Origin of the sequence: Bacteroides sp. AF32-8BH (assembly GCF_003435205.1) — a bacterium.
In the GTDB taxonomy this organism is placed as follows: Bacteria; Bacteroidota; Bacteroidia; order Bacteroidales; family Bacteroidaceae; genus Bacteroides; species Bacteroides ovatus.
In genome coordinates, this window is the sequence record NZ_QVLZ01000008.1 from 47,280 (window position 1) to 70,219 (window position 22,940).

General features: G+C 43.1%; 10 protein-coding genes and 1 pseudogene. 2 read left to right on the forward strand and 9 right to left on the reverse strand.

Features of this window, described 5'->3' with window-relative positions:
* Positions 1–52: 52 nt before the first annotated feature.
* From rhaM to DWZ47_RS07155, 3 genes are read right to left on the reverse strand one after another with little or no spacing between them, the layout of a single operon-like run.
* Positions 53–367, reverse strand: coding sequence for an L-rhamnose mutarotase (rhaM, locus tag DWZ47_RS07145; RefSeq protein WP_004301580.1), 315 nt, complete (start codon positions 365–367; stop codon positions 53–55).
* Between the two features lie 18 nt (positions 368–385).
* Positions 386–1,795 (reverse strand): glycoside hydrolase family 105 protein, encoded by a 1,410-nt coding sequence (locus DWZ47_RS07150; RefSeq protein WP_117512667.1) that lies wholly within the window; start codon positions 1,793–1,795, stop codon positions 386–388.
* Between the two features lie 3 nt (positions 1,796–1,798).
* The gene (locus tag DWZ47_RS07155; RefSeq protein WP_117512668.1) at positions 1,799–3,640 is read right to left on the reverse strand and encodes a rhamnogalacturonan lyase; all 1,842 of its coding nucleotides are present in this window, start codon (positions 3,638–3,640) and stop codon (positions 1,799–1,801) included.
* A gap of 244 nt (positions 3,641–3,884) precedes the next feature.
* Here DWZ47_RS07155 and DWZ47_RS07160 point away from each other — a divergent pair, with 244 nt between their 5' ends.
* Positions 3,885–5,027, forward strand: a complete 1,143-nt coding sequence (locus tag DWZ47_RS07160) for a glycoside hydrolase family 88 protein (protein ID WP_004301577.1) — start codon at positions 3,885–3,887, stop codon at positions 5,025–5,027.
* 129 nt (positions 5,028–5,156) lie between these two features.
* Positions 5,157–6,791, forward strand: coding sequence for a rhamnogalacturonan acetylesterase (locus DWZ47_RS07165; RefSeq protein ID WP_182281644.1), 1,635 nt, complete (start codon positions 5,157–5,159; stop codon positions 6,789–6,791).
* Between the two features lie 317 nt (positions 6,792–7,108).
* Here the strand turns inward: DWZ47_RS07165 and DWZ47_RS07170 are convergent, their stop codons facing one another.
* The 6 genes and pseudogenes from DWZ47_RS07170 to DWZ47_RS07195 all read right to left on the reverse strand — a co-directional run bounded on the left by DWZ47_RS07170 (position 7,109) and on the right by DWZ47_RS07195 (position 22,930).
* Positions 7,109–10,531: a DUF6250 domain-containing protein gene (locus DWZ47_RS07170; protein ID WP_117512669.1), complete on the reverse strand. Its 3,423-nt coding sequence runs from the start codon at positions 10,529–10,531 to the stop codon at positions 7,109–7,111.
* Between the two features lie 180 nt (positions 10,532–10,711).
* Positions 10,712–12,796, reverse strand: a complete 2,085-nt coding sequence (locus DWZ47_RS07175; RefSeq protein WP_117512670.1) for a hypothetical protein — start codon at positions 12,794–12,796, stop codon at positions 10,712–10,714.
* A gap of 55 nt (positions 12,797–12,851) precedes the next feature.
* A complete protein-coding gene (locus tag DWZ47_RS07180) occupies positions 12,852–14,582 on the reverse strand; it encodes a RagB/SusD family nutrient uptake outer membrane protein (protein WP_117512671.1) in 1,731 nt (576 codons plus the stop codon).
* A 23-nt stretch (positions 14,583–14,605) separates the two neighbouring features.
* Positions 14,606–17,647, reverse strand: a complete 3,042-nt coding sequence (locus tag DWZ47_RS07185; RefSeq protein ID WP_117512672.1) for a SusC/RagA family TonB-linked outer membrane protein — start codon at positions 17,645–17,647, stop codon at positions 14,606–14,608.
* A 42-nt stretch (positions 17,648–17,689) separates the two neighbouring features.
* The gene (locus DWZ47_RS07190) at positions 17,690–19,720 is read right to left on the reverse strand and encodes a RagB/SusD family nutrient uptake outer membrane protein (RefSeq protein ID WP_004324918.1); all 2,031 of its coding nucleotides are present in this window, start codon (positions 19,718–19,720) and stop codon (positions 17,690–17,692) included.
* Positions 19,721–19,739: 19 nt separating this feature from the next.
* Positions 19,740–22,930, reverse strand: a pseudogene (locus DWZ47_RS07195) (SusC/RagA family TonB-linked outer membrane protein).
* Between the last annotated feature and the right edge of the window lie 10 nt (positions 22,931–22,940).

Below are 22,940 nucleotides of genomic sequence, written 5' to 3' on the forward strand. Positions count from 1 at the left end.
AGTCAAGATAGTTGAGATAATGAAAGAAACGGCTCACCTAATTACTAAAAAATCAATCCATGTGGAATACTTCCGGCAAAGGAATGGACACCGGTGAGTTGTCCGGATTCACTTCCATGATATCCGCCATATAGTCCCACCATTTCTGCACAATCTCCGTATTACCCAAGTCCTGCGAACCGGCCTCACCTTCCGTTTTCTGGAAAGCAAACAGGATATTGGTCTCCTTATCCCAATAAATCGAATAGTCCGACACTCCGTTTTTGGAAAGCAATGCTTTCAATTCAGGCCAGATGGCAGCGTGTCTTTTCTCATATTCAGCTTCACATCCGGGTTTTAAATACATTTTAAAAGCTTCTCGTTTCATGGTTCTATCTATTTAAAGTTAATCTTTCTTTTCTTCTGTATCGATGGCAAAAATAGGTGCAGTCGTCTTCTGTTTCACCTGATAATACTGAACGGCACTGTCATTCATCTGCGGGTACTGATTCTTCAATAGAGAGATCATTTCCGCACCTGCCCAAAGCACTGGTCCGTATCCATGTGCCGCATATACATTGACCGGACGATAGTAATAAAAAGCAGGATCGAAAGCCATCCCCGTACCCACACAAGTGCCTTCCACCTGACCTTCCGCATTGATCTTACCGGCCACGGCATGCCATCCCAAATGAGTGACAGGTCCATAAGCAATGGCATCAATCCAGCCTTTATTGATAGCATGCGCCAAACAGTATACGTAAATAGCCGTAGCAGACGTCTCCAGATAAGAATCATTCCGGTCGAGCAATTGATGCCAAAGCCCTTCTCCACTTTGCAAGGCAGTCACTCCGCGTACATGAGCCCGGAAATAATCCATCACTTTCGCACGTTGGGGGTAATCTTCCGGCAATACATCAAGCAATTCGCATGCTGTCAGCATAGCCCACCCATTGGCACGCGCCCAACAAAAGGCAGGATGATCGGTACTGCTTTCTACCCATCCATGACGATACAATCCTTTTTCAGGGATAAACATACGGTCGGCAAATTGCAGGAATTGTCTGACAGCCTCCGCCAGATATATCTCTTTTTGAGCCTTGTCATAACGGCTCATCTGGGCTACTGCGGGAATCCCCATAAACATGTCGTCCAGCCAAAGTGTATTATGTTGCGGACGATTGCGGGCAAAAGTACCATCTGCCAACCGGTATTCTTTATTCTGAATAAAATCAAAATAGTTCTCAATTAATCCGTCTACAGGAAGTGAGCGGTCTTTCACACGGACTTTCACCATCGCTGCACACACAGCCCCGGCATCATCCAGAGCATGAGGAGTGAGGATTTGCAGCAATTGAGGGTCTGTTGTGCCTTTCTCTTCGTACACACGCTTAAAATGAGGCGCCACTTCCGCCAGAAAGCGGAAACGGTTCTGCACATAATCCATGTAACGTTGATCGCCCGTAGCTTCAGCAGCTGCTATCAAGGCTGAATAGGTTACTCCCCATTCGTAACTTGCCAGACGGAAAGCACCACGTTCCAGTTGCGCTTCCTCTCCCATCGTGGTGTAGTCGGTAATCAGTTTACCTGTGTTCTTATCTACCACGCGTGCCGGAGTCTCCTTATCAATATAAGCAAATACACGATCTATATCTTTCTTGACCTGCCCGGGTGTCAGGTCACCATAAGTGCCCTGATAAGCAGGTTGCAGCAAATGCAAAGGAGTATTTGAATCATTCACTACCGTTTTCTTTTTCTGTGCACTAACCGGCAAAGTTGCCAGCAATAAAGCAATGGTTATGATACGAATATTCATAATCTATTTTTTAGGTATTTTATATCCTCTGAATACAGTGCCCTGAAGCTCCGGTCCGAAATAGAATCCGGGCTGTGTAGGCTGATTATAAGCCACATTCTGGGTAGCGATACTTATACGATAAATCGGATCTTCGAGGAAAGTATGAAAACGATAGTCGGTAGGAATAGTGGAGACGTAAAGCCGTAAAGCTGTATTATCAGCTGTACGCATCAGTATTTCTTCGCGCCAGTCACCTACGATATCTCCCTGAAGGCAAGGATTCGCTTTGGTTCCATTATTGGAAAGAGTTCCCTCAAAAATGGCTATACGCTCACACACTCCTTTTTCCCAATTATATTTGCTGACCATATTTCTATCCAACAATTCACGCAACAAATCTCCATCCCACCAAACAGCCATATTACAGGATAAACCTCTTACCCGGTCTTTTACCACCTCTCCTTTCACATTCCTTATTCCTCCGGAAGCAACAGACCACATTTCAACGCCCGGTTGAGTCGGGTCAATATCAGCTGCCATACAACGCCCTACATCTGTATTGTCTTTAATCTGAAATAGAACTTCTCCGGTAGCTGCATCCCGATAGGTAGAACCATCACGTTTATTTTCATGACAATCCCATACTTGCAGCCCTTTACGAGAGGGGTCGAAATGAGTCAGATGAATGGCATCGCCGTGTCCCATTTTCGTGGTGTAGAGTCCTTTACCGTTATGGTCTATGGCGCATGAACCGTAGATGATCTCATCGCATCCGTCACCGTCCACGTCACCTACCCGCAGGTTATGGTTTCCTTGTCCGGCATAATCTTTACAACCGGGATTATTACTGTCGAATACCCAACGTTGTTTCAGCTCCTTTCCATCCCAGTCAAAAGCAGCCAAAACAGTACGTGTATAATATCCACGACACATCACTACGCTTGGGTGTATGCCGTCGAGATAGGCAACGCAGGCCAGAAAACGGTCGCTGCGATTACCACGACTGTCTCCCCAACCCATCAAGTCTCCTCTTACGGGCACATAATCAATTGTTTGCATCGCTTCTCCTGTCAATCCGTTAAAAACTGTCAGATATTCCGGTCCGGTCAGGATACGTCCTTGTTCATTCCGATAGTCAGCCTGCGCATCCCCAATCACTTTTCCTGTTCCATCCACCGTTCCGTCCGCGGTCTTCATCACTACTTCCGCTTTGCCGTCACCATCGAAATCGAACACCATAAACTGGGTGTAGTGTGCACCGGCACGTATGTTACGTCCCAGATTAATACGCCATAATAGTTTTCCGCTCAACTTATAGCAATCAACATATACTTCTCCCGTATAGCCGTCATGTGAATTATCATGTGCATTACTCGGGTCCCATTTCAGAATAATCTCATATTCGCCATCACCGTCCACGTCACCGATACTGGCATCATTCGGAGCATAAAAATAGTTTTGCCCTGACGGAGTCGTACCATCTTCGGGGCGGTTCAACGGAATATTCAGATAACCCAATGGGGCATTTGCCGGTAATTGATAGCTACTTTCCGTTTTACCTTCCCTTGCTTTCACGGTATAAAGTACAGATTCTGTCCCTGCATAGGTATCCTGAAAGAAAGTGGCATCCTTCAACGGGTGTTTGTTTATCTTTTCATCGTTCCTATAAATATCAAAAGATTCATTCATCGGGTCGGAAGACAAATAACGCCAGGAAACAGCCACAGTAGACGGATTCTCTCGGATAGCAATTACACCACGTCCCAGACGTTCGCGTTTCAACTTCGAAAAGTCATAGTTTGGCTGAGCTATCGAGAAGATAGCTATCAGGCAGAAACTAAAAAAAAGAGTTATGCACTTCATAGTTTTATCGATTAATCAAATTACAACACAAAAGTAAAGGACGCAGCCCATTGATAAAATAGAATATTGTACAGATATATGTAGAAATCATCATTAGACGTACTTTTAACACTATTTTCTGTCGTCTCGTGAACGAATTTAAAGACATTTGCACGGAAATCCATTGAAAAAGAAAAGAACGTCTCTTACCTTTGCCATAGAAATTAGTATAAACAGCAAATTAATAAAACAGAACTATTGTACCATGAAGAAACCACTATTCTTACTCTTTACAGGATTACTTCTTTCTTGTCTGATACCAGTCCATACGGTCGCAGCACAAGAACTCCCGACACAAAAAGAGACTTTAGAGAATATCATAAAGGTAAATGACTACTTTATGAAAAAGTATGCCGATTACACTACTCCCAGTTTTTACGGTCGTGTACGTCCCAGCAATATATGGACGCGTGGTGTATATTATGAAGGATTGATGGCTCTCTATTCTATTTATCCGCGTGAGGATTATTATAAGTATACTTACGACTGGGCCGATTTCCACAAATGGGGAATGCGCAACGGTAATACTACCCGTAATGCGGACGACCATTGTTGCGGACAGGCGTACATTGATATCTATAAAATCTGCCCGTCAGACCCGAACATGATTCGGAATATCAAAGCAAGTATCGATATGGTGGTGAACACCCCGCAGGTGAACGACTGGTGGTGGATTGATGCTGTGCAAATGGCAATGCCTATCTTCGCTAAATTCGGAAAGATGACCGGAGAACAGAAATACTACGATAAGATGTGGGATATGTACTACTACACACGCAGCCAACACGATAAAACGGGTATGTTCAACCCCAAAGACGGTCTGTGGTGGCGCGATCAGGATTTTAATCCTCCATATAAAGAGCCGAATGGCGAAGATTGCTATTGGAGTCGTGGAAACGGATGGGTATATGCTGCCTTGGTACGTGTATTGGATGAAATTCCTTCTGACGAGAAACACCGTCAGGACTATATCAATGATTTCCTGACCATGAGCAAGGCTTTGAAGAAATGTCAGCGTGAAGATGGTTTCTGGAATGTCAGTCTTCACGACCCGACGAACTTCGGAGGAAAAGAGACTTCCGGTACAGCCTTATTTGTTTATGGTATGGCTTGGGGAGTCCGCAACGGATTGCTCGACCGTAAAGAGTATCTTCCCGTCCTTTTAAAAGCATGGAACGCTATGGTGAAAGATGCCGTACATCCGAACGGATTCCTGGGATATGTGCAGGGAACAGGTAAGGAGCCTAAAGACGGACAGCCGGTTACTTATAAGAGTGTGCCCGACTTTGAAGACTACGGAGTCGGTTGTTTCCTGCTTGCCGGAACAGAAGTTTATAAATTAAAATAACATACACAGTTTTTTCATTAGGTTTAAAGATAATCATTCATTAGGTTTAGTTAGAGGTTAGTTAGTAGCTAGTTCCCTCACTGACTGTTTAGACACCGGTCAGTGAGGGATTTCAAAGAAAACAGATTCATGAAAAACAAATTATTCCCGTATATATGTTGGCTGACAGCCATTACGTTCAGTTTGCAACTGCAAGCGCAAAATAAAGTTTCCGCTCCCATGGCAGATGTCAATCAGGTGGTTGACAACACGCTGGATAGCCTGAATAAAGCACGTACCTCGCGACCGGAAGCCGGTTCCAGCCGGAAAGGTGACAACCCTGTTCTGTTTCTGGTAGGTAATTCGACCATGCGTACCGGAACTTTAGGCAATGGCAACAACGGACAATGGGGATGGGGCTATTTTGCTGGTGAATATTTCGATTCCAACCGGATTACTGTTGAGAATCATGCGTTGGGAGGTACCAGCAGCCGTACTTTCTACAACCGTCTTTGGCCGGATGTAATCAAAGGTGTACGCCCCGGAGACTGGGTTATCATCGAATTGGGACACAATGACAATGGTCCTTATGACAGCGGACGTGCCCGCGCCTCTATTCCGGGAATCGGCAAAGATACGCTGAACGTAACCATCAAAGAGACCGGAGTGAAAGAAACCGTATATACATACGGGGAATATATGCGCCGTTTTATTCAGGATGTAAAAGCAAAAGGTGCTCATCCGATCCTATTCTCGCTTACTCCCCGCAATGCCTGGGAAGATAAAGACAGCACCATCATCACACGTGTCAACAAGACTTTCGGATTGTGGGCAAAGCAAGTAGCCGAAGAACAGGGGGTTCCTTTTATTGATTTGAATGATATCAGTGCCCGCAAATTCGAGAAGTTCGGTAAGAATAAGGTGAAATATATGTTCTACATCGACCGTATACACACAAGTGCTTTCGGTGCTAAAGTCAATGCGGAATCTGCTGCGGATGGAATACGTGCTTATGAGGGACTGGAATTGGCCAATTATCTAAAGCCCATTGAGAAAGATACTGTAACAGGTTCCAGCCGTAAAGATGGACGTCCGGTATTGTTTACCATCGGAGACAGTACGGTCCGAAATGAGGATAAAGACAAAAATGGTATGTGGGGTTGGGGAAGCGTAATCGCCGACGAGTTCAATCTGAATAAAATATCTGTAGAAAACCGTGCCATGGCAGGACGCAGTGCCCGCACTTTCCTGGACGAAGGTCGTTGGGATAAGGTATATAATGCTTTGCAACCGGGAGACTTCGTTCTGATTCAGTTCGGACATAATGATGCAGGAGATATTAATGTAGGAAAGGCCCGTGCCGAATTACGTGGTTCCGGTGACGAGAGCAAAGTATTTTTAATGGAAAAGACCGGTAAGTATCAGGTTATTTATACGTTTGGCTGGTATCTTCGGAAGTTCATCATGGACGTTCAGGAGAAAGGCGCCATTCCCATCGTTTTAAGCCATACTCCACGCAACAAATGGAAAGAGGGAAAGATAGAACGCAACACAGAGTCTTTCGGTAAATGGACACGTGAAGCAGCTGAAGCTACCGGGGCTTATTTCATTGATTTAAATAAAATTAGTGCCGATAAATTGGAAAAGGTTGGTATCAAGAAAGCGATTACCTACTATAATCATGATCATACGCACACTTCCTTGAAAGGAGCGCACATGAATGCGAAAAGCATTGCTAAAGGGTTGAAAAAGACCGATTGTCCATTAAAGAATTATTTAAAGTAAGAACGTAAAGGATAGAGTATACTACTTGTCCTATAATCTATTAATAGAAAAGTTACTCTTATCCCTTTGCAAACATCTTTTGGATTAGTACCAAAGTTTCATTTGTTTAAGAGTAAACTATAAATGCAAGTTCTGTTTTTAAAAATGCAAGCTTTGTTTTTATAATCAAAGGCTTCATTTATAAAAACAGAACTTGCGTTTATAGTTTATAATAAATTGATTGTAAGTTTGGTATAAAGGAAAGGAAGTTTATCCTTAATGCGGAAGAACTTTGCTGTTAATAGATTAGGAAGTAACTAATGCTACTTTACACTATTTCAGTTATCCATTGGAATAACTTCCTGCATATAAATAGCGTCGAGACTCCAAAGGGCAGCATCATTCGTGCTGATGCTTGTACATTCATCTAATGGAGCCGGTACTTCCGGCGGAAGTATGGTCGTGATACGGAAAGAGGGTGCAGGTGTATGTTCCAAACGGGTGAATAAGTCCGTCCAGGCTTCTTCTGCCATTTGTCTATCACGCAGATGATAAGCCGCATAAGCCATCAGGCGGGATATACGGAAACGGCTGTGACTAAGTTCCCATGCTTTCTTCTTGTAACGTGCGGCATGGTCAAGCCAAGCATCTTTCCATTCGGGTATATCAATCATACGCATCATTTCATTTGCAATCTCAAATCCGCCCATGATGGTCATTAAATGGTTGGTTGTTTCCAGTTTAGGATCGCATTCGGTTGTGATAATCCCTGTTGCCGGATCAAACCCTAAAGCTTTTGGCCCGGTAAAGAGACGGTTAGGTAAGGCGGCAATGCTTTTCATTCCTGCTACGATTTTATCACGATACATTGTGTTGCCGGTGCGTTCCCATTCCGTCATCCAATTACCGGCATAGGCCAGCCAATCAGGACCGATACGCAAACGGGCGGGAGCAGTACAAGGATATTCACTGCGGGGTTGAGCCAGGCGCATAGGATCCAATTCATAGAGTTTGTGGTCAGAATCCTTTACTTCAGTCATTAAATCACCGCAACGTTCGTCCGTAGTAAGGTAATAGTAGAAACGGTTCCAAGCGGCCTGGCTGATTCGCGCTTCTTTTGCACCACAGCCCCAATGGCTTACGTTATGGCGACTGCCCAATCCGGCATTCGGACCGACGTGGTAAACGTCGACTTCACCCGTATGCCGGGTCATGGCTTCAGCCATACGCCAAATATCAAGACGCCCGGTACGCAGGAAATTATACCACAGCCACATATTAGAAGCCAGTTCCGTATTGTCCCAGGCAAATCCTCCGACATCATAACGCCAGGTATGACGAACGGGGTCATAAGCATGCATCACATCACCGTAATTCCAGAAACCATACCATTTGTTTTGTTCGATTGCTTTCTGATAGAAGTCAATGTAAGCATCCAAGCGGTCTTCTACACAAGTACGGAATGGAGTGCTGCGGTCAGGAAGGCTCCATATTCCGAAAGCCTGGCGGGCATGAAGATAATTCGGGGTTGGCATTAACAGACTAGGGCTAGAAAATTGTTTGGCATAATCAGCAAAAGCCTTTTTCCCGATATAACCACCTTGTGGGATAAGTGTAAATGTAGTTGTACGGGCAATGCCGTATGGCGTGCTCATACCTTCCTGGACATCTTCATAGCTGGCATTCAGGTCATGAGCTATACGATCATAATGCCGTAAATCCATAGGCTCGGACTCCGGACTCCACAACCAGGCGGTAAGGGTAGCTACCGGGGTTCGTGCGTCTGAAATTTCAATAGAAGAGGGATAAGACTGCCAAAAGTCATGCATACAAAGTCCTAATCCTCCGGTAATATCTCCGACAAAAATATATCCATCGCTACGTGTGCCGGAAAAGGTTCCTATCCAGGGATTATCGTTATTGGCGCGTTTACGAATGGAGAAAGCATCAGCAGTGAGTTGAGACAGACGGTAGTCATTCCATGAAGCCCAGTTATCGAGCAGAGAACGGTTCTTTTCATCGAAAAATTCATAAGGCGGAATACGTTTGCCTTCCATTTGCTGCTGTTGCAGAGAAGGTTCATCAGTCGGTATCAGTTTTGTATCATTCTTTTCATGACTGTTTTTCTTATTATCTGCCTTATTTAAAGTCAGCATGCGACGTCCTATCAATGGTTGCACCGGCTCGCTCCATACTCCTCCATCCGCACACGAGAAAGCAATATGACGATTATACAAAGCTTCACGCATAGGAATATCGAAACGAATACCTAAACTACGAATGAAATCTTTCTTCTGATCTCCGTCATAGACGAAGCTATGTACCATTTTGACCTGTTCACTACCACCATAAAAGTAGAGACGTACCACAAAAGGAAGCCACTCACGGTTATTCAGACTGTTTTCATCAGAGTGATTCACTTGGTTCCCTTTAGAGTGACTCACTTGGTTATTTTCAGCGTGACTCGTTTCAATCTCCCTATTCCTGTTCCGATGCACACCTTCCAACTTGACAAGCGCCCGTACAGAGCCGAAACGTTCAATGGTTACTGATTTTATTTCTCCTATGTAACGAGTAAAAGATATTTGAGATGTATTTTCCTGAATCGGCTCGCTTTGAGTACTACAAATAAGACGCGCTTTCTCTCCTACTTTAGTTCCTTTATAGAGCAGGCTATCCATCAGGAAATCTCCGCGCCGGGGAATAAATACAGAAAGTACGCCTGTTTCAATTTGAATATTTTCAGGCGTTTCAGTTATAGCAATAGAAGCATTAGGTTGTTTATTGATAGTTTTTACTTTCTGGGGGACTTTTTCCAGTGTTAGTCTTTCTGTTCCGGCAGGAATGACTCCGGCAACTCCACTCCATTTCACGGAACCATCCGGCCAGTAAGCTAATGGCCAAGTATCCACCGGTATTTCTTGATTTCTACTTGTTGTCAGCCGTAACGGAGTTGCAGGAAATACGTCGCCTTCATCAAAAGGAATTCCGAAGCTTACAGCTTTGTCCTGTTCAGGAGTATCACCGATCCAATGTAAAGGGACAGTAGACGTTTGGTGAGGCGAATATTCATAGTGGAAATTTGTAATACGGGTACGTGATAGGGTGGTGCGAAAGCCGAACCATCCTTCTGTCAGAGGTTCGGTATCGCGGAAGTCCACCAGTCGCTTGCCGTCTATGTAATAACTAACCCTATTATTTTCATTTGTTATCTTAATGTGGTACCAGTGGTTCGCCTTGAGCAAATGTTCGGCATCCGTATATTCTTTTAGTATGGACGGGCGAAGTCCGGCTTCCATTATTGCCGCTTCATTACCGTCATAGCGGCGAAAGCGTGTGGTGGAATTATAATTTCCACCATATCCCATATAGTAGAGTTGCAGAGAGTAACAATTCTGAAAAATTCCGTTACGCCACTTCTCACGTTTCCAGATATTATCGGGATATTCAGGGTCCGAAGCCATCCAAAAGCAATTCAAATCGCTCAAGCGATCTCCTTCTCTTTCTACAACGACGCATGCATCATATTCAATCGTTACCCGTCCGCTCATCTTTTCTTTTCGCCAGAGAGTAAGCCCTTTGGGAGAAACGATTTCGGCGGTATCACCGACAAATGTCACTTTATAATCGGGAGATTCCGACTCGATCTTCCAATACTTATGAAACTGGCGGGCGTTAAGACCGGAAACTTGATTGTCTTGTGCATTCATGTTCATTCCCAAAGTGATGAAAAGGAACAAAAGAGGAAATATGTTCTTCATACGTCAATAAGCTATGTCACTCTGCAAAAATAGGGAGAGCCAATCAATTAAGAAATAGAATATTATACATATATATGTCGATTCGTTCAAATATGAAAAAAGAACAACCCGGCAGTAGACCGGATTGCTCTTTTTCAACAAACTTATTTCAAATGAGCGGTTCCTCATTCAAAGGCCTTTTCATTCTGCCTTTTTCAAAGTTTCAGCACCTACATAGTAACCTAAATTAGTTCCCTGATTATATCCCATATTCTGCATAGCTTGAGACATATCGTAATTATGATCAGTCATCAGGTGAGGAAGACGGAATTCAGTAGGATGGTTGGTAGAGAATATGTAAAGGGATTTACCATCACTTGAACCTAAAATCACCTCTTCACGATAATCACCCAAGAAGTCGCCATAATAACAAGGATTATACTTAGTACTATGATTACCATCATTACTACCATAAGCACCGAAATAGACCAAACGAGTTTTATTCGTCTTGTTTACATCCGGATTTTCCTTATAGCTCACGATACAAGCACGATCTAACATATCCCGGGTAGATTGTCCACTCCAATAAATTGTCACATTATACATAATACCACTACCAATACCGGTAGGGAATGTATTGGAGACTAATGCACCACTGCTGCAACTGAAGACCCCCGCATCCAATGAAGACCAGTATTCAAAATCAGGACTATCCGGATTAATATCTGCTACAATACAACGACCGACGTCAGCAGTCGAACCTGCCCCATGACCAGCTATCAAACTGCCATCTCTAGCATCAATCACCTGACATGCATACCCATGTCCTTGTCCATTATAATTGCTAGGTTCTTCAAAAGAAGCTACAATCTGCAATCCAGAACGATCCTTAATAAATTTACCTACATATAAACAGTCACCATGTCCGTTTCCTGTGCACCACAACTCACTTCCATCGTCATCAATTGCTGCAGAACCATACAAAATTTCATCTTTTCCATCACCGTCCAAATCCGCTACACGAAAACAGTGTGAACACATTGATAACCATTTTGAAGAGTGTTCGGCTGTATCAAACTTCCAACGGATTTCTAATTTGTTAGCTTTCAAATCAAGTGCCCATACTTGCCAGTTGTGATAAATCCCTCTACTGATAATCAAGCTGGGATTGCTTGTTCTTACTCCGGTATTTTCATCAGGAATACCATCCAGATAAGCTACTCCTATAAAGTAACGGTCCATACGATTTCCGTAATCATCCCCCCAGTATTCATTCCAATGTTTAGCCATAGATACTTTCCCTCCTTCTCCACCACGCGGTATATTATCTACACGGGTAATTTCACGTCCATCATATCCACGACAAATAGAAATATATTCAGGACCTTCCATTATCAAACCGCAAGTAGTGTAAAGACTGGCACCTGAATACCACCCTGCGCCATTCTCATCACGAATGCGATAGTCATTTACCTGTCCGAAAGCATCAGTTATTATTTTTCCGTCACCAAACTTCGTCCCTTCAGAAGAACGGAAAGCAATCTCACACAATCCGTCGCCATCAAAATCATATAGAATGTAAGAAGTATAATGTGAACCTGAACGGATATTAATACCCATATCAATCTGCCACAAGAAAGTTCCATCCATTTTATAAGCTTCCAGCAAAGTAGTACCATTACGCCATCCACCTTGATTGGCACCATCATAGGGTTCTCTCTTCAACACGATTTCCAATTCACCGTCACCATCCAAATCACCTACCTGAATGTCATCCGGAGAATAAGTTAACGATGCATCAGGAACATTCATATTCAATCTGATTTCATGATAAAATTTTGTGGCCATTTCGGGAGTAAATGTACGGTCACAAACAGTTTCGGTCTGTCCAGTCAGAGTCACCCGGTAATAGCTGGTCTTCGTCGGGTCCATATCCGCATCTGCCCAACTGGTAGAAGTAGAAATAGGCTCGCCATTTAACTTTACCTCTGTTCCTCCATCTACCGTCTTATAAATATCAAAAGCTACATTCGACGGATCGGTTTTTAACAACCGCCAACTAATCAAGGCAGATGATATTCCCGAAGAATTATTAGCATCAGCGTTTGGAGTAGGATCATAGCTTACCCACATAGCACGGCTTCCGGTGATAACTTCAGTTGGCAATGGCGGCAATTCTTCTTCCGTCTGATTACCGTTATTTCCCTTTACAACCGGATCATCGTCAGAACAGGCGGTTCCGGCCAGCAAGCAAAACATTCCCAATATGATATGATATTTCTTCATTTCTCTGTTCTTTTTGTTTTATGAATAATAAGTAGTTTCAAAATCCTATGATAAATTACCATCCCGGATTTTGTGTCAAATTTGAATTTTTCGCTCTCTCACTTTGAGGAATCGGGAAGAAATACATTTTATCATCCCATTGCCTTCTGACTGTATTACGATTATAAGTATATGTACCGTCGGAATTTCTTGTTATTTTCATCTCAACAATGCTCTTAAAGTGCTTGTCACCTTCTTTCCAGCGACGTACATCCCAGAAACGATGTCCTTCGAAAGCCAGTTCAACCATACGTTCGTTCTGATACTTTTTCCAAAACCCATCATTAGCCATTCCGATAGGAAACCCCGGCATTTTCGCACGATCACGAGTCATGCTCACGGCAGCGGTAGCGGACATGGTAAATTCGCCATCTGTTGCGTCCGCCGCAGTACTATTGCCGCCTAATTCAAAATACTTGAATACCGCTTCCGCATAGTTCAGATAAAATTCTCCCAAACGGAAGGTTATCCATGTATGATAATCCGCAGACGATGTGCTGGCGCGTAAATCGATAGCTGCCTGGCAATATTTCTTCAAGTAATAGCCAGTCGGAGTAGCACCGCTCAATGGCTCGGCATTTACTCCACCCTGATAAATCTGCAGAGGAGTGTCGTTCCAGCTTGGCCAGTTTTCATCTCCGTTTTTAGCAATAGTCAGATAAAAACGAGGGTCGCGACCTTCATAATACGGTTGTGCCGGATCATAACCACTAGTTTCGTCCGGTCGCAATCCGGTAGCCTGCATCTCATACGCATCCACCAATGTCTGTGTAGGACAGTTACCACCGTTGCAATTCTCCAATCCGACAGGGAAATTATATCCTTCGAATGAGTTAGTCGTACGGGTAGCACGACGCCCGAAAATCAGTTCGCTCAATGCAGTTCTATGACTGGTAGCACTCCATAACGCCGAATAGTCATTTATCAATGACATATTAGCAGCCACACAGCTATCAATCAATTCTTTATTGGCAACAGCAGCCCGATGCCACAGGTTTCTGTCATTTGTCGGATTAAATAAAGGACTGGCAGCATACAGAGCGGCCCGAGCTTTCAATGCCAGTACGGTCCGTTTATTGGCACGTCCCGTTTCACGTGCCTCATTAGACGGTTCCCAATCGCCCAGGTTTTCATAATTCTCAATAATCAGATCCTTAATCTCATCACACTCGGAGATGATAAAATCAAAGATTTCCTTTGCCGGACGACGTTCCAATGAATTGACTTCCGCAGTAGTCAAAACATGATCAGTAAAAGGAACATCCCCATATTGGCGCACCAGGTTGAAATAATAATACGCACGCAGGAAACGAACTTCGTATTGATAATTGTTATAACGATACATCTCTCCTTTATAATCGGAAATCAACTCATATTCCGAGAACGTCAACCCTGTAAATTCATCCAAGTACAAATTACAATTGGCAATCTGCTGATAGCAGGAAGTCCACATACTGCTTTTAGCATTTGTCGGACTCCACGCTCCATTATAGAAGTCTGCAATTTGATTACCCGTATGAGCATACACCGACTCATCGGTAGCCGATCCTAAAATAGCTCCGCTATAGTTTCCGTAGTCGGTATCCAGCCCTAAATATATATTGGCCACCAGCCCTCCCACATCACCAAAGGTACGTTTCACATAATCTGCGCCATAATTGCTATATTCTTTGTATTCCATTTGGTCAGAGCAAGCATTCAGCGTAGTCAGGCATAATATGCCATAGATTATTTTATTCAGTTTCATTATATTACTTTTGTCTTTAATGATTAAAAACCGATTTTCAAACCGACAACCACACTTTTATTCAGTGGGTTCGTCGCACCGTAAGATTCCGGGTCGGCAACATCAATCTTGTCGAAACAGAGCAAATCGACTCCACGAACATACAATTTTGCACTACCCAATATTTTTGTCTTTTGCATCAAGTTTTTAGGGAACTTATAATATAGTTCCACGTTACGCAACTTCAGGAATGAACGGTCTTCCAACCAAATGGTATTGGTCTGATAGTTGTTGGCATTACTTTGCGAACTCAGACGTGGATACTTAGCATTCAGATTTTCGGGCGTCCAACGATTCTCATAATAGTGAGAAGAGAGAGTGGTGTTATTAATCAACGGCCAGAACATACTTTTCGTATTCAAAACAGCCGAATAATTAGCTGTTCCCTGAAACATAGCACTAAACCCGATTCCTCTCCATTCGGCTCCCAAATGAAATGAATAGTAAATTTCCGGAGCTACCGTACTGTAACCGATAGCAATCTGATCATTGGAGTCAATCGTGCCGTCACCATTTACATCTTTATATTTGATATCCCCCGGCACTACAGTGCTGAAATTCTGTGTAGGACTACTTGCAATATCCGCTTCATCTTTGAAAAATCCTTCAGCTATCAAACCATATACTTGATTCAACCGATTGCCTGTCTGCACCAGATTATCGTACAAACGAGGTTCTTCCATCTGTTCCTTGATCTCATTCCGGTTCCACGCAAAGTTTCCACCGATATTAAACACTACATCACTGATTTGTTTCGTATAGTCCAGACCGATTTCCGTACCCCAACTATCTACAATTCCCGCATTCTCGAACGGGGCATCCATTCCTAATACTGAAGAATACTGTCCCTCGGAAGATACCCAAATATCTTTCCTCCTCTGATAATAACCTTCCACTGTCAGGTTCAATCCTTTAAACAAGGTAGCATCAATACCTACGTTGTACTTATATGCTTTTTCATGAGTCGAGTTAGTTGTAGCCAGACGGCTGATATATGTGCTACCAAACGCGGAATTATAACCCGAATCGAATCTATACATCGTACCAGTAGTTGTGTAAATCTGATCCCAGTAATTATATACAGTATCATCACCGTTTCTAGGCAGATAATCTGCATTGATGACACCAAAAGAAGCTCGCAGTTTAAGGAAATCAATCCATGATACGTTCTTCATGAAATTTTCCTCTGAAAGTACCCATGCAGCAGACACTGTCGGTGAAAAAGCCCATTTATGTCCAGGAGCTAACAAACTGGATTGTGAAGCCAATAACGCCAAGTCCAAATAATATCGTTTGTTGAATCCCAAATGGGTATACCAGGAAACATTCTGTCGATAAACAGTCGTGTTCAGCCCATAAGCATCACGATATTCATAGTCCCATTTCAGTTGCGAGTATATGTCGAACTTTCCCAATGAGCGATTATAATCAAAGCCACCCGCAAAATTAAACTGACGTGCCCAGTCATTTGTAGAAGCATCAGTCTTCATTTCTCCGGATTCTCCACCCGAGACTGTGGTATAGAACGGACCGTCCGCCCATCTGGTACTATATCCTTTAAAAGCAAAAGTCTTACTATGGTTTTCCCAAACAGAAGAATAATTATCGTAAGACAAACGGAAGTTGACACCCAGTCCTTTTACAAAGCCTGACAGGTCTTGTGAAAGAGTCAGATCGGCATACAGATTACGGGTATGCCCCTTACTATATGCTGCACCTTGAGATTGCGCTATCGGATTCATTGTACCTGCCCATGTAGTGCTACCACCCCAAGAGCCGTCTTCTGTACGTATAGGAAAAGCAGCAGCCGGCAACGAATAAACCATATCCCATAAATCGACAGATTCACCCGGACGACTGGATTCTGATAACGTACCAAGAAGATTAAGTTTCAACTTGGTTGTACTCGTCAAGTCAATATCCAGATTAGTACGCAAATTAGCTCTCGAATATTTGTTCTGTGTAGAATATCCGTCGTTTTCATTCGGGCTTTTCACAAACCCTTTATCTGTTAACAAACCGAGCATCGTATAATAACGAAACTTATCACCTCCCCCACTAAATTCAATCGTATATTTATTGGAGATACCTGTATCTTTGAAAGTCTCATCCATCCAGTTGACATTCGGATAAAGATAAGGGTACATACGAGAAGCACCGCCACCTGTCGCCCCATTGCGAAAAGCATCTACTTCTTCAGGAGCATAACGTGCGCTCAACCCTTCATAACCACGTGCTTCATTTATAGCTTCAGCGTACGTAGCCGCATCTACAAACTTAGGACGACGTGCCTGAAAGTTAGTCACATGATCATAAGTGAAAGTAACCTCTCTCGTGTTATACTTACCACGTTTTGTAGTGATTAGAATAGCGCCATTCACACCTTTGTATCCATAAAGAGCAACAGCAGCCGCATCTTTCAGAACAGACACAGACTCGACTTCCTCCGGAGTAACGAGACTCATGTCTCTTTCTAATCCATCTACCAACACCAATGGTGAACTGCTGGAAAGACTTTGCAATCCACGCACATAGAAAGTCGGTTCCACTGAAGCATAATTACCCGCATTTTGCAAAGTAGTCAGTCCTAATCCTTGTCCATATAATGAATTGGACATATTCTTAGCAGCCCGCTTATTAAAATCTTCGTTATAAACAGTAGATACAGCCGCTGTCGATTCTTGCCGCGTGAATGTCCGGTTGGCACCAACATCAATCGTCTGCGCCGCATAATCCATTACAATCTTCATCGCTTTTCCATGTTCCACTTTCACTGTAGTCGAACCTTTATCGGTTGTCACTACCTGCAAACTTCGTCCTGCATCAGCAGCTATTTCGAATTTGCCGTCTTTATCAGTCTCTACCCTGACATCCGGTATACCGGCCACATTGACCGAGGCACCGTAAACAGGATTTCCCCATTTATCAACAACAATACCTGTAATATTGCTGTCCGTATTCTGTGCTCCAACCGGAATGCTTAAGCAGACTAGCAAAGCCAGTATCAGAATTTTATTTTTTTTCATATCACTGTTCTAATATCGTTATATTCATGTATCGTTGACTCATCACCAGCCCGGATTCTGAACCAGTCCGTAACCTTTATTAACTTCAGTCTGTGGAAACGGAGAAAGGTACCATTTCGGTTCAAACCCATAAAGCCACCAATAACGACGACTATTTTTCAGTTCGAACTTTTCATAATCGAAATAAGTAGGCTGTAAAGCACCATCCACTTTACTCGTACTACCTGTACCGTCTCTCCAAGCTTTTTCAATTCGTCCACCGTTTTCATCTAAACGATAAATCAATAATCCATGCAATTGTTTTTCAAAACGGTCGGCACGTTTGTAACGAATCAAATCAAAGAAACGACTATCTTCCATTCCCAGTTCACAAACACGCTCACGGAGTAATTCTTCTATTAAAGCATCCTTGTCGGTTAACAAGCGCTTACCCGGATTAGACTGTACAAGCCCCGGCAATCCAACACGTGCACGCACTATATCAATTTGATCTACTGCACCTTGATGATCATTATTTGCCTGAAGTAAAGCTTCTGCATAAGTCAAATACAGATCCGACAAACGGAGCGCTACCCATTGTGTATTTTGCCGTAAATAGTCACTGCTACCTAAATAATATTTCATATTCTCATAACCAGTCGCATATCTCATCGTTTCATTAAAAGAATTTGATCCGGCATGGCTGCCGCCTACCCAAAGTTCATAAGGGTCTCCACCCACACTAACCGAACTCCAGCCCAAATTCCCCGGTAATCCATTCACAATCACCGATTCGTACAAACGTGGGTCACGGGTAAATACAATATTGGAAAGTAATTGTTCTCCATCATTAAACGTTCCGGTCAGGAACATCTCATCCAGACGCCCTTCCGCTTCAGTTTCATCCCAATTGAAGGGGGTTCCGTCACTCCATGGAAACATTTCTACATATTCCTGTGTAGGAGTATATGAGTTACGTCCGTTATCACTCCACGAATGCCAGCAATAGGATCCCGCACCAAATGAATCGTATCCATGTACACGAACAGAGTGTAACACTTCAGGACTATCCAATTCAATATATCCCATACGGTAAGCATAACGGTAATCAGCCTGTGTCGGTGTAGCACCTGTAGCCTGATTCAATTCATAGAACCCGTTCGAATTGAGTGCATTAAAGAACTCCCTACAAGCTTCCAGACATCTGGTCCAAAGGTCGGAACGATAGCCTCCATACCATACCAATAACTGTCGTTCTGCTTCAGAGCTTCCTCCTGCAAATCCTTGGTTATCATTGAATAGCGGCGAAGCAGCAAATTGTAAGATTTTGCATTTCAATGCCATGGCTCCCGCTTTGGTCCAATGTCCCGTATTAGTACTATTCGTCGATCCTGTATTGCCGTTATAGGCCCATTCCAACGATCCGGAGTTTATTGCATCGTCCAACATGCTAACCATATAATTCACGGTCTCTTCTACAGTGGCACGCGGCATACTATAACTGGATTCAGTTCCGGAAAATGATGCGTAAATCAACGGTAATCCTCCATAATGACGGAACAAATCAAAATAACGAGCAGCAATCAGACACTTGGCTTCCGCAACCAGCCTCTTCTTTTCCGTTTCATCCATTCCGGGTACCCGTTCTATATTTTCCATTAATATCCAGCACCAGCGCACTACTTCCCATACCATCTCACGAGTATATCCGAACTTGTCACCACGTTGCCCATAATTAGCCGTATGTGAACCATTATAATAACGATTATAAATAGTAGTACTCGAATAGTGTAGTTGCCAACAATCTGTCAATGCCTCAAACTTCCCCAAATAAGGATTTGATGTTTCAGGAACACCATCTTCTTGATTCTTGTTTATATAGGGTAATCCATAATATTGTCTACTGTAACAAGCGGTCAGGAACTGGCGCGTATACTCGGCACTGTTAAAAACCGTATCAATGGTAGCAGACCCTCCCGGAGCTTTCTCCAGAAAGCTGTTACCGAATTTTATCTCGTCCACGCAGGAAGTAGAAGCTACGCAAACTACTGCTCCCATTATCGCACCGACAAGCCATTTATTTTGTAATCTCATTGTATTTTCCTTTCCTATATTAGAATCCTAGTTTCAAGCTCAATGTATAAGTTTTAGTCAACGGGTAAGTAGGCGCATTACTTGCAGTCGCTTCCGGGTCACCCCACAAATAAGGAGAGAACGTCAACAGATTATACCCACTAAATGCTAGCTGACAAGTAGTTAATCCCAATTTTTTCATCAATGGAAACTGGAAATTGTATGCCACCTGAAGAGTTTTCAAGCGCAAATATTTCGCGTCTTTCTCAAATAGAGTAGAAGTCGCATAGTTATTGGAAGCATTCACCTGGGTAGCCCGAGGATATTCTGCACTTTGCGATGGATTCTCCGGTGTCCAGGTATGATCCAAATGATAGGACAGCAAGCCTCCGGCATTACTACCAGCAGAAGAAACGAACGGTTGACGGAAAACATCTGATATCATACGGCTCACATTCCATGCTCCCGTCCATTGTGTATTCACTTCCCAGTTCTTCCAGCTAAATCCCAAGTTCAAACCAATCATGTATTCCGGATCATCCGTAAAACCATAATCATAACTCATATCGTTTGCGTCTATCTTACGGTCACCGTTCAAATCGACGTATACAGCATCTCCATTTTCCAGTACTACAGAATGAGTTGGAAAAGGACGGTTGAAAGTCTTCTCATACAGTTCAGGCGTACTTTCATCATAATACCGCCAGAATACATATTGGCTCCGAGAACCGATACGATGATTCTTTCCATACTGATAATCATTGTCCTGTGGCGCTTCCTTCCGTTCTATGATTTTATTCTGGTTATAAGAAAGATTCATTGTCGCCCAATAACGGAAGTTTTTACCTATCTTATCGTTCCACTTCAAAGAAAGTTCCCATCCCCAACTATTCACTTCACCAAGATTGGCATATGGAGTTAAGAAGCCCAACATACCCGGAGCCGTACCATCTCGCAACAAGATGTCCCAACGATGTTCACGGAATACTCTGCAGTGGCACTCAAACGGTCATCAAAAAAATTGATATCAATACCGTAATTACGCTTGAAAGCCTTTTCCCAAGTTACATCCGGATTATTTTTCGAGACTTCACGCGCCCCATTTGTAACAGTATTACTGGTAATACCGAACAAATAGCCCCAAGCATCGGCAGCTTCACCACTGGCATAAATACGGTCAATTACTTTATCCAGATTTACACTATACGGATCTGCCAAATACATAAAACGAGCAGCATTCCTGTCAGGTTTATCATTGCCTACAAGTCCAAAACTAGCACGCAACTTCAAAAAGCTGACTACCGATTTCAAAGGTTGGAAAAACTTTTCCTCACTCATCAGCCATCCTACAGACCCCGCAGGAAAAGCAGAGAAACGCTTATCCGGCGCAAAATTTTCAGAACCATTATAACCAACATTGAACTCTGCCATGTAACGGTTCATCCAGTCATAAGTTATACGCCCTACTAAACCTACATATCCTTTGGGAATATCAGAATAAGTGGATGGATAATATGATTTAGACTGATTATAAAGCAATAAGCCACCTACCGTATGCCCACCGAAAGAACGATTATAATTGAAGCCGGCTTCCATATACCAATCACGGGATTTCCCTGTACCACTGGTGTAGCTGACATCTGTGTACTTACTATTATCAACAGGACGAAGTCCGACATTTCCTTCATCAACCAATACGGGATTATAGGTCATTTCAGTACCACCTGACATATATTTGTAGACAGTAAATGAACTGTTATATGAGCCCTTCAGCCTGAATGATAGCCCTTTGGTCAGGAAATCAAGATTCTGATTCAGGATCAAGTCGGCATTCAGCGAGTTATTATTGGTTTGAGTAGCACCACTTCCATAATACGTAAATGGATCGATATCGCCCACGAACGGGAGTTTCAGACCATCATCATGAGTATCGGCAGTACTGTAAACCAATTTATTGTCTACAAATCCGGCACTTCTGAACGGAGTAGAATAATAGATATTCTTAACCATTCCCGAAGATCCTTGACTGGTGCGCGGCTTATCTGAAGTATTCACATTACCGGCAACATTAAAGGAGATAGTAGTTGTTTTAGTTACATCCATATCCAAATTGCTACGATAATTAAAGCGCCGGTACTGGTAACTGATATTATACGGCAAATTGAACTCATTGAAAAGTCCTCCTTGAGTATAAGCACCTGCTGATATAAAGTAACGCACCTTATCCGTTCCTCCTGATATGTTGACATTATGTTGGCTTTGAAGCGTAGCATCTCCCATAATATAATCTGTCCATTTGATACTTGGGAAACGAATAGGATCCGTACCATCCTGGAATTTCTGAATCACTGCATCACTAAATACAGGAGAGGCTCCGTCGTTCCTGTTCATCGCATTGTAGAATGTAGCATATTCATAAGAATTAGCTTGCTCTACCAATTTTGTCGGTGCTAGAATACTTGCAGAAGTAGTGAATGATATCCTGGCTTTTCCTTCCTTCCCTCTCTTGGTAGTAATCAATATTACCCCATTGGCACCACGCACACCAAATACGGCTGTAGCCGAAGCATCCTTCAAAATGGTTATACTCTCTATTTCATTCGGGTCAATATCGTTCATGCCACGTTCGACACCGTCCACCTGAATCAATGGAGCAGCATCCGACCACGTAGCCTTACCGCGGATAAAGATATCAGCAGCATCCGAACCCGGTTCACCGGAATATTGCACAGTGGTGAGACCCGTCATCTGACCACCTAGGATATTAGCAACAGAACCTACTGATGTACGTGTCAAGTCTTCACTTTTCACACTAGCAATAGCACCTGTCATCGTCACCTTTTTTTGTACGCCATAGGCTACAATTTCTACTTCCTGAAGAGTGGTCGCATCTTCCACCAATATGACACGCATATCATTTTTGGCAACAACAGTCTTTGCTTCAAATCCTATAAAGGATATTTTCAATTTCGTACCGGCAGACACATTGAGTCTGAATACACCGTCAATATCAGTAATTGTACCGGTAGTAGTGCCTTCGGCAACTACATTTGCCCCGATAATCGGTTCTCCTTTCTCGTCTACCACTATTCCTTTAATGGCGCTTTGTTGCTGCACCTTGTCAATGGCAGCAGAAGCCGGCTGAAATCCCAATGCCGGCACTAAAGTAACCATGGAGAAAAACAGGGCAACAGGCAAAGCAGTCCTTTTTATATAGTTTTTCTTATTCATATTTATCTCA